Source organism: Kitasatospora sp. NPDC049285 (genome assembly GCF_040678815.1).
Lineage (GTDB): Bacteria > Actinomycetota > Actinomycetes > Streptomycetales > Streptomycetaceae > Kitasatospora.
Map to the genome: position 1 here is coordinate 1 of NZ_JBFAQR010000135.1, position 3,261 is coordinate 3,261.

Annotated in this window: 4 protein-coding genes; 2 read left to right on the forward strand and 2 right to left on the reverse strand. The window is 73.2% G+C overall.

Translation table 11 applies throughout. From position 1 onward, the window contains the following. Window positions 1-744 (forward strand): LytR C-terminal domain-containing protein (locus AB0K51_RS34690; RefSeq protein WP_363462262.1); only part of this gene is annotated, 744 nt, incomplete at its 5' end. Here AB0K51_RS34690 and AB0K51_RS34695 read toward each other — a convergent pair. After that, a complete protein-coding gene (locus tag AB0K51_RS34695) occupies window positions 738-1,214 on the reverse strand; it encodes a hypothetical protein (RefSeq protein ID WP_363462264.1) in 477 nt (158 codons plus the stop codon). The genes AB0K51_RS34690 and AB0K51_RS34695 overlap by 7 nt on opposite strands. 275 nt (window positions 1,215-1,489) lie before the next feature. Between AB0K51_RS34695 and AB0K51_RS34700 the strand changes: the two genes are divergently transcribed. Continuing rightward, window positions 1,490-2,419 (forward strand): GNAT family N-acetyltransferase, encoded by a 930-nt coding sequence (locus AB0K51_RS34700; RefSeq protein WP_363462266.1) that lies wholly within the window; start codon window positions 1,490-1,492, stop codon window positions 2,417-2,419. A 113-nt stretch (window positions 2,420-2,532) separates the two neighbouring features. On the opposite strand, the gene AB0K51_RS34705 is transcribed toward AB0K51_RS34700, so the two are convergent. Continuing rightward, window positions 2,533-3,009 (reverse strand): hypothetical protein, encoded by a 477-nt coding sequence (locus AB0K51_RS34705; RefSeq protein WP_363462268.1) that lies wholly within the window; start codon window positions 3,007-3,009, stop codon window positions 2,533-2,535. Window positions 3,010-3,261: the final 252 nt, after the last annotated feature.

Sequence of the window (3,261 nt, forward strand, 5' to 3'; positions counted from 1 at the left end):
ACCGAGCTGATGAAGCTCGCCGACGCCGCCACCAAGTCGCTGGCCGTCGACACCGCGATCGCCGACCTGATGAAGCTGTACAACCTCGCCGAGGACATCCGCACGGTCCCCACCGAACGGATCAGCACCCTCACCGTGCCCACCCTCGCCGACCCGGCCAACCCCAAGGCCAAACTGGTCCTCAAGGACGCCGACACCAAGCAGATCTGGTCCATGCTGCTCGCCGACCGGCCGCTGGACGGCAAACCCGCCGAGCAGCCGACCGCCACCGCGTCCGGCGCGCCGCCCGCCGCTTCGCCCACCGCCACCCCGTCGCCCGTCGCCCCGCCGGTCAGCGTCAACAAGGGAGCCGTCGGGCTGACCGTGCAGAACGCCTCCGGTGCGGGCCGGCGGGCCACCGAGGTCGCGGGCGCGCTGGTCGAGGCCGGCTACGGGCGGGCCGCCGCGGCGAGCGGCGGCGGCACCCGGGAGACCACCCAACTCCTCTACCCCGCCGGGCAGCGCGCCCAGGCCGAGGCGGTCGCCGCCGACCTCAAGCTGCCGGCGAGCGCGCTCACCGAGGCCGGCAGCGGGAAGACCCTCACCCTGGTCATCGGCAAGGACTGGACCAGCGGCACCGCCTTCCCCGCCGCCACCCCCACGCCCGTGCCCACCGCGCTGCCGACCTCGGTCGACGCCAAGACCTCCGACGACGACAAGGACTGCATGGAGGTCAACCCGCAGGGCGGCATCTACACCTACTGACGCGCCGGCCGGTCGCGGTGGCGCGGGTCGCTCGGGTCGGCGGTGTCGGTGGGGTGCGGGTGCAGCCCGATCGCGCGGCGGGCGTCGGCCAGGGTGGTCGCCCAGTCGCCGGTGAAGCGCAGCGCCCGGTCGTCGATGTAGACCGCCGCGCCCAGCTTCTTGTTCGTCACCAGCAGGCAGTCGCCCTGCCAGTACGCCCGGTCCGGATCCTCGTCCACCAGGGTCTCCAGCCCCGAGTACTGCCGCAGCCACCCCGCCACCTCCGGATGGAAACGGCGCGGCCGGGCGGTCAGGATGAACACCGAACGGACCTCCCGCAGAGCGTGCAGCGACTCGATCGCCCCCGGGAGCGGCTTGCCGTAGATGCGTCCGTCCTGCCAGCCGTCGTCGTGCGCGACCAGGGTCTGGTCGAAGTCGATGCCGACCGCGTGCGAGGCGGGCGAATCCGGGTCCAGCGGAATGACGGTCATCTCTCCGGTCTCCTCACGAGTGCTGCGCTGAGTGCTGCGCTGAGTGCTGCGCCGAGCGGTGCGCCCGGGTGGCGCGCCGCGTGGCGCGGAAGCGGGCCGACGGGATGTCGGCTCGATGGGAGATGAGTCGGGAGCGGCCGTTCGCTTACCCGCCTTTCGGCGGCTTTCGGTGGCGTTCGGTGATGGCTCGTATTCGCCGGGTGACGGTGGGGTGGGGTGGATGGTGGGTAGGAGGCTGATGATCTGTCAGGTGGTGCGGGGTGGAGGAGAGTGGCGTGTCGCCGTACGAGGACGAGGGCGGGGCCGGGGGGAGCGCGAACTCCTCCGCGCTGATCCATGACGGCGCCGGGCGCTACCTGCTCCACCTGCGCGACGACTACCCGCACATCTGGGCGCCCGGCGAGTTCAGCCTGCTCGGCGGCGGCCGGGAACCCGGCGACCGGACGCCCGAGGACACCCTGCGACGCGAACTCGCCGAAGAGGTCCCGGGGTTGGCGCTCGGCGAGGTCGCGCCGCTGGCGGTCGAGCGGGTCACCGCCGTGGACGGGTCGGCCGTGGTGATCCAGATCTTCGACGTCGAGTGGGACGGCGATCCGGACACGCTGGGCCTGCGCGAGGGCGTCCTGCTGCGCTGGTTCCGGCCCGAGCAACTGGGGCGGCTGCGGCTGCGCCCGTCGACGCGTCAACTGATCGAGGAGCACTGGGAGTCGGTGCGACGGCGACGCGAGCGGGCGAGGCCCGGCGGGGCGGTGGTACGGCGGGCGGAGCCGGCCGACGGGCCGGAGCTCGCCCGGCTGCGGGCGATCATGCTGGAGTCCGCCGGGGTGCCGACCACGCCCGCATGGGCCGCCGAGTGCGCCCGCTGGTTCGCCGAACGGCTGGACGGCGACCCGCGATTCGGCGCGTTCGTCGCCGACGACGGCAGCGGCCGGCTGCTGGCCCTCGCCATCGGCCAGTACGCCCTCGGCGCACCCCGCCCCGGCGAACTCCCGAACGTCGGCCACATCACCTCCGTGGTCACCGACCCCGCCCACCGCCGCCAGGGCCACGCCCGCCACGTGGTCCAAGCCGTCCACGACTGGCTCACCGCCCGATCCTGCCGCCGCATCGGCCTGACGGCGTCCCCGGAAGCGGAGTCCCTCTACCGCGACCTCGGCTACACGGATCCAGTGGGCCCGGTGGCCCTGGTCTGGCGCGCGGGGTAGGGCCCTGCGGGGGCCGAGGGGGAACGGAAGAGGGATCGGTGAGGCCGTTGGCCTTGGTGGGGCGGGTGGGGTCGGTGGTGCTGGTGTGGGGGGTGCGGGCTCTGGGTCGTGGCTCATGGCCAGACGACGAGGGTGATGGCGTAGTGCGCTGATGTGTCGGTCACGCGGGCTGCGGCGTAGTGGCCGGCGGCGGTTTGGAGGCAGAAGGTGGTGCCTGCCGTGGGGCCTTGGTAGATGCCCGGGAAGTCGCCTGGTGCTTGGGCGAGTTCATCGATGCACCGCTGCCGGTCCGGCAGTGACGGGGCGGTGGACGGCGGTGCGGCCTTGGCTCCGTTCGAGAGGACGACGTCGATCTCGTTGGCGAGGAGGTTCAGTGTGTTGTTGGGGCCGTACAACTCGGGTGGGCTGTAGTCGAGGTCGTACGGCGTTCCGTCGGGGCTTCCGTCATAGGTCAGGGTTCCGCTGAAGTAGACGGCTGCCGGGGGCGGGGTCGTCGTGGCAGACGGCTGGGTGCCCGCGGTCGTGCGGACCGGCCCGGGAGTGCTTGCGGTGGTGGTCGTGGCGGTGAGGGCGGAGTGGCTCGGTGCCACGGTCCGACCGTCCCCACCACTCCCCGACTGTCCGGATGCCACGGAGGTCGCGGACGTCGCGGGAGTCTCCGTCTCCGTGGCGGGCGGTGTTGCGGCCGTCGAGGATCGCGCGGGGGGGTGTGCCGGTCGAGGGCTTGTCCGCTCCGACCCCGAACAGGTTCAGGGCCAGGCCGGTCAGGAGCACGAGGGTGATGGCGCCGGCGATGGGAGCCGCTCTGCGCCAGGGGGACGGTGTGCGGGGCGCGGGCGCGG

Bases quoted from the DNA above. Each gene is read 5' to 3' on its own strand.
- AB0K51_RS34695 (WP_363462264.1), bottom strand. From the start codon at position 1,214: ATGACCGTCATTCCGCTGGACCCGGATTCGCCCGCCTCGCACGCGGTC.